The organism is Flavobacterium sp. FlaQc-52, assembly GCF_044007495.1.
GTDB classification, from domain to species: Bacteria; Bacteroidota; Bacteroidia; order Flavobacteriales; family Flavobacteriaceae; genus Flavobacterium; species Flavobacterium cupriresistens.
Genome location: NZ_JBIPCV010000061.1, coordinates 1 through 255, shown reverse-complemented (window position 1 = coordinate 255; position 255 = coordinate 1). Strand labels below are relative to the sequence as shown.

General features: G+C 42.0%; 1 protein-coding gene. It reads right to left on the bottom strand.

The genetic code is table 11. The features are described from left to right. Positions 1–255, bottom strand: a 255-nt coding sequence (locus ACHRV5_RS22500) for a hypothetical protein (RefSeq protein ID WP_395428349.1), incomplete at both ends; no start/stop codon positions are given.

The window sequence follows — 255 nt, the reverse complement described above, 5'->3', positions numbered from 1 at the left end:
GGGGCAGTGGTATCTTCAATAGTAATTACTTGAATAAAGGCATCCGTAACGTTTCCGCAATCATCTTTTGCAACCCAAGAGTTGGTATACGTTCCAGCGTTAGCACAACCTTCAGAGGCAATAAAAGCACCACTTGTTTTGGTGTAAGTTACAATTGAACAATTGGCTGTAGCTGCAGGAGCTTGATTTTGAGCAGCAGTTAATGCTGCAGCATCACTACATTGAACAGTAGTGTTTAATGTTCCAGCCTGAGTA